Below are 3,832 nucleotides of genomic sequence, written 5' to 3' on the forward strand. Positions count from 1 at the left end.
CCCCACAACCGCGCGGAAAACCACCCACCCAACACCCCGCCCCCGGCCACACCCGCCAAAAACCACCCCTGTGGGCTGCCTCACCCTCACCCCGGAGTTACTCCGGCTACGATCAGGGGGTGATGGCAGACAGCCGGCGCCAAAGACCAGAACTCCTCCATCGACGTGTGTCCGGGCCACCCGCCGGAGGCCTCTCCCGCGGCGACGTTGCCTCGCGGATGAGGCACGGCCTTGCCAATCAAGCCCCGGACGCAACCAGCCGCAGCCTCTGGGAGATCGTCCGCGCCAACGTGCTGACATTGTTCAACGCGATCGTCGGCACAAGTTTTGTCCTTCTCCTGCTGCTGGGCAGCTGGCAGGACGCACTTTTTGGCCTGTCAGCCGTCGGCAACTCAGTGATCGGAGTCGTGCAGGAATATCGCGCCAAGGTGTCCCTGGACAGACTCGCCGTCCTCGAGGCCCCGCGGGCACGGGTGCTGCGCGACGGCACCGTGCAGGAGATCGCGACCGCCGACGTTGTGCTTGACGACGTCTTGGTCTTACGGGCCGGCGACCAGGTCACGGCCGATGCAGCCGTCCTCGAGAGCGGCGGGCTGGAGGCCGATGAGTCCCTGCTCACCGGGGAGTCCGACCCCGTGGATAGGGAGGTGGGGAGTGAAGTGCTCTCCGGCTCGATCATTGTTGCCGGCCGCGGCACTGCCCGGGTGGTGCGGGTGGGCGCTGAATCGTTCGCCAGCCGGCTCACCGCCGACGCGAAGCGGTTCTCGCTGGTCAACTCAGAGATCCGCAACAGTCTCGACCGGATTCTGCGCTGGCTAACCTGGGCACTGTTACCGGTCGCCCTCATCGTGGCCAATGGTGAGATGCAGTCCAGGGGCGGATGGGAGCAGGCCATCGCAAGCGGCGCCTGGACTTCCGCGCTGGTGGGTGTGATTGCGAGCGTAATTGCCATGATTCCGCTGGGTCTGGTTCTACTTTCGAGTGTGGCCTTCGCTGTTGGCGGAGTCCGGCTTGCCGGAAACAAGGTTCTCATCCAGGAACTGGCGGCGGTCGAAGGCCTGGCCCGCGTGGATGTCCTCTGCCTGGACAAGACCGGGACGCTGACCGAGGGTCAAATCGTCTTTGATGGTGTGCATGAGCTGGCCGAACCCGCGGAACCAGGTTGGGAGCACGCCTTGGGCTGGTTTGCCGCGGATCCGGAGGCAAACGCGACATCGCGTTGCCTGGAGGCAGCCTTCGGGCATAACGGCGGCAACCCCGCTGTCTCTTCGGTTCCGTTCTCCTCCGCCCGGAAATGGAGTTCTGTAACCTTCGACGGCGGAAGCCAGCGCAGGGGCTCCTGGATCCTTGGCGCCCCTGAGGTAGTGCTGACGGAAAGGTCTGGCGCCGGTGCCGTCGCGGGATCGCCGGCTGGCGTTGCCCTGGGCAAGGCTGGCCAGCTCGCGGCCTCCGGACTGCGGACCGTTGTGCTGGCATATGCCGGCGACACCGCCATCGCTGCCGACAAGGCGACACTTCCGTCCGATGTGAAACCCGTTGTCGTGCTCACGTTTCGGGAACAGATCCGTCCTGATGCCCGACAGACACTGGCCTACTTCCGCGAGGAGGGCGTAGCGCTGAAAATCATTTCGGGCGACGACCCCCGGACGGTTGCGGCGATTGCCCGCAGCGTGGGCCTCGACGTCGTGGATGGTTACGATGCCCGAACACTCCCTGCTGACCCCCGTCTGCTTGAAGAGGTAATGGCCACCTACATGGTCTTTGGCCGGGTGAGTCCCGACCAGAAGAAGGACATGGTGGCGGCACTCCAGCGTCGTGGGCATACGGTCGCGATGACCGGAGACGGCGTCAATGATGTGCTCGCTTTGAAAGAGGCCGACCTTGGCATAGCTATGAACTCTGCCGCGGCTGCCACCAAGGCTGTGGCCCGGCTCGTGCTGTTGGATGGACGCTTCGACCGGCTGCCAGGAGTGCTGGCCGAGGGCCGCAGGGTGATTGCGAACATTGAGCGGGTGTCCAAGCTTTTTCTCAGCAAGACGGCCTACTCGATCGCGATCGCCGTCAGCTTCGGACTCCTGAATCTGCAGTTTCCCTTCCTGCCGCGGCAACTCTCATTCACCGACGGCCTGACGATCGGTATTCCCGCCTTCTTTTTGGCGCTGATGGCAAACGCCCGCCCCTACCGGCCGGGGTTCCTGCGCCGCTCGCTCTCCTTCGCCATGCCCGCCGGGCTCATCGTCGCAGCTTCACTGCTGGGATTGAACGTGTACGCAAATTCGAGCGGGAGTGCCGCGGCCAGCCCGGAGGCACTGCAATCCGCATCGGTGCTGACCCTGGCTCTGCTGGGGCTGTGGATTCTCTCGGTGGTCTCCCGCCCGCTGGACGCGAAAAAGTTGGCTGTCTTGATCGCGATGTGTACGGCACTCCTGGTCCTGCTCAACCTGCCGCTTGCCCAGGAGTTCCTCAAGCTCACATTGCCGCCGGCGGACATGTTGTGGGCAGCCGGTGCCGCCGTGGTTGGTGGGGGGCTGGTTCTTGAGGTGCTGGCCTGGGTCCATGGGAGGAAGTTTCCGCGCTGAGCCCTAAATGGGCCTTCCTACCTGAATTGGGGGTGGGACAGTCCGCCCGCCGATGAGCAGCATGCGTAGTCGGTAGTGCTTCCGGTTGCGGAAGCCGCGGGCAACGCGGCGGTGGAGTTCGATGAGGCCGTTGATCGCTTCGGTGCCGCCGTTGTTCGCGCGGCCGGTGTCGAAGTAGGCCTGGAACGCCTCGCGCCACTGCTTGAGCGTCTTGCCGAGTCGCTTGATCTCCGGGATCGGGCAGGTAGGCAGCGACGCGAGGACCTTCTCCCGGGTCTTGGCCACGGTGGGTGATTACGCGGCGGCTCCTGCGCGAACATCCCGGCCACGCGATGCACGGCTGGCCGCTGCCGGCCGATTGAATTCTTACTAGAGCGACAGCTCACGACACGCTAATGTGGGGGCACCCCAGAGCAAAGGAGAGCCCCGTGGGCAAGGTGGTCATGTACAGCTCGGTGTCGGTGGACGGCTTCATCGCGGACGAGAATGACCAGCCCGGACCGCTGTTCGACTGGTTGTCCAACGGTGACGTCCCGTTGGACGAGAGCGGCGAAGTGAAGGTGTCGCAGACGTCCTACGACTACACCCGGCCGTACTGGGACCAGATCGGGGCGACACTCGTCGGCCGCCACGTCTTCGACCTGACGGACGGCTGGGACGGGAAGCCTCCGAGCGGGATCGACCACGTGGTCGTCGTGACGCACCGGCCGCAACCCGAGGGCTGGGACCCCGAGGCGCCGTTTCACTTCGTCGACGGCGTCGAGGCAGCCATGGCCAAGGCGCAAGAGCTCGCGGGTGACCGCATCGTCGAGGTCGCCGCTGGTGACGTCGGTGGCCAGATGCTTGCCGCGGGCCTGGTCGACGAGGTGCGCATGGACGTCGTACCCGTCGTGTTCGGGTCCGGCAAGCGCTACTTCGGGTCGGTCCACGCACAGCACCTGTTGGAGGATCGCGACGTGGTGATTCAGGGCAACCGGGTGCTTCACCTGCGCTATCGGGTGTGCCGTTGACCGATCTGAGCGGGTACGCGAAGAAGTCCACTGCGAACGGTGACACAAGATCGGGCCTCCGGCTGCGGTTGCGCATCGCTGCCCCGGGACCGACGCGCCAGCCAACATCCAGCCAGCGATTACACCCTCAACTGTGAAGAGCCTCCCTGGCTGAGCCTTAAATGCGGGAGGACCCCCAACGTGGTTGGGGGTCCTCGACCGTGTAATGATGTTCCGGCGGTGACCTACTCTCCCACACCCTCC

2 protein-coding genes and 1 pseudogene are annotated in these 3,832 nt (G+C 65.1%); 2 read left to right on the forward strand and 1 reads right to left on the reverse strand.

Annotated elements, in window-relative coordinates; translation table 11 throughout:
- The first annotated feature begins 122 nt into the window (after nt 1-122).
- Complete coding sequence (locus tag J2X01_RS21870) at nt 123-2,579, forward strand: HAD-IC family P-type ATPase (protein ID WP_445344443.1); 2,457 nt, start codon at nt 123-125, stop codon at nt 2,577-2,579.
- Between the two features lie 3 nt (nt 2,580-2,582).
- On the opposite strand, the pseudogene J2X01_RS21875 reads toward J2X01_RS21870, so the two are convergent.
- Nucleotides 2,583-2,849, reverse strand: a pseudogene (locus J2X01_RS21875) (transposase); the annotation flags it as partial.
- A 158-nt stretch (nt 2,850-3,007) separates the two neighbouring features.
- Here J2X01_RS21875 and J2X01_RS21880 point away from each other — a divergent pair.
- The gene (locus J2X01_RS21880) at nt 3,008-3,589 is read left to right on the forward strand and encodes a dihydrofolate reductase family protein (protein WP_310062639.1); all 582 of its coding nucleotides are present in this window, start codon (nt 3,008-3,010) and stop codon (nt 3,587-3,589) included.
- Nucleotides 3,590-3,832 lie beyond the last annotated feature (243 nt).

The sequence above is a fragment of the Arthrobacter ginsengisoli genome, from assembly GCF_031456935.1.
GTDB classification, from domain to species: domain Bacteria; phylum Actinomycetota; class Actinomycetes; order Actinomycetales; family Micrococcaceae; genus Arthrobacter; species Arthrobacter ginsengisoli.

Excerpts from the sequence above, each read along its gene's own strand:
- J2X01_RS21870 (WP_445344443.1), top strand. The coding sequence starts at position 123 with ATGGCAGACAGCCGGCGCCAAAGACCAGAACTCCTCCATCGACGTGTG.